This window comes from Arcicella sp. GW458-12-2-14-TSB2, from assembly GCF_059423785.1.
The window spans coordinates 1-1,441 of sequence record NZ_JBWKYN010000352.1; the positions used below are offsets into that span (position 1 = coordinate 1).

Annotated in this window: 2 protein-coding genes; both read right to left on the bottom strand. The window is 28.5% G+C overall.

Going from position 1 to position 1,441, the window contains the following annotated elements; genetic code table 11:
* The coding region (locus AC07XN_RS24380; RefSeq protein WP_494744933.1) for a hypothetical protein at positions 1-415 on the bottom strand (415 nt) is incomplete at its 3' end.
* A gap of 73 nt (positions 416-488) precedes the next feature.
* The gene (locus AC07XN_RS24385; RefSeq protein WP_494744934.1) at positions 489-1,091 is read right to left on the bottom strand and encodes a hypothetical protein; all 603 of its coding nucleotides are present in this window, start codon (positions 1,089-1,091) and stop codon (positions 489-491) included.
* Positions 1,092-1,441 lie beyond the last annotated feature (350 nt).

The window sequence follows — 1,441 nt, forward strand, 5'->3', positions numbered from 1 at the left end:
GTTCATATCTATAACAATACCCTTTTTCAAAAAAAACTATTATTGGTTCATATGGATTTGGGAGTGTAAAAAAGAGCTTTGGAAATTCCTCTTTATGTAATTCAAAGTTTAAATAGTGAATAAGAATAGACTTATAAGATGATTTTAAGATTTTACCATATGATTCATTATCTAAATCCCATTCATTATTAATCATATTTGCAAAGTCAAGTTTTCTGACTTGATTTATTTCAACTCCTTTCAGCTTCTCTATTTCAACAACCCAAATAACATTTCGCCTTATATGTTCTAAGTAAAGCAACAGAAAGTTGATAATATTGTTATTCCCATTTGATTCTGGACCAGGATATTTAGATTTTATTTTCTCTACCCTTTCCAAAGCTCTTATAAAATTATCATTTAATTCGTTTTTCATGACTCTTCCAATTTTACAATTTCAACATTCCTTTACCACAATCAAATACCCCACTCATTATCAAATACTTACCTTAAAGAACATACCCTCTTTTATTATCTTCTTCAAGCCAAGGAGGTAATTCCTTATGCTCAGCATAAAAGGCATTTATTTTATCTAGATATTCGTCATCTGTTGATACTAAATAAGGTGTTTCTTGATATATTTTTTTTGAATGAAAATCACTATATATGTATGATTCATAAGGGTTTATCTCTACATATCTGCCATCTACTTTACTGATTTGTACTCCTCGTTCTAATATTCTTATGAAGAAATGGTATGGATTCATAGAATATAACTCCCTTACAAAAGTATTTTCACAAAACATCTCCCAAGTTAAATACCTATATATCATTGAAAGACCTAATATTCCCGGCCAAAATTTTTTATCTTTAATTTCCTCGCTGATTATATGACTTATTTTTTCAAGTATATCTTCAGGAATGAGTCTGGTAATTGTACCCGGTGTATGTCCTTCGTCATGAAGTATGTGATTGATTTTAACATTTATTTCATATATTCTTCTAAAACCTTCAAAAAGAAGTAATCTTTCAGAAATATTAAATTTTTCTGGAGTTATCGGGTTAATACTATTAATTCTCTTAAAAATCTCAGGGTTCGTTTTAAATTTCATTCTAATATATTGAGTATTTCACCAACGTGTAAATCTAATGTTGAACAATTATTATCAAATGTAATTGTGGTTTCTAAGTTAGTAACATTTTAGTAAAAACTCCCTTGATGCGAAGTAAACGGTTAGAAAACATTGCAGATAAAAATAAGTCGAGCGTGACGCTCTTAATCGTTTGGAGTCGTAGGATAACATACGAGGAGACGGAGTAGCTTATAATTGAACGTTTTTAATTGTGTATATAACAATTATTATTTTAATAAATAATAATCCAATTTTTCGTTAGAAAAGGCAGTCAATCCTAATTCCTGTTTCATTTACAAGATTTTTAATGTATTCAATATTATTTAGAC

Bases quoted from the DNA above. Each gene is read 5' to 3' on its own strand.
- AC07XN_RS24385 (WP_494744934.1), bottom strand. From the start codon at position 1,091: ATGAAATTTAAAACGAACCCTGAGATTTTTAAGAGAATTAATAGTATT.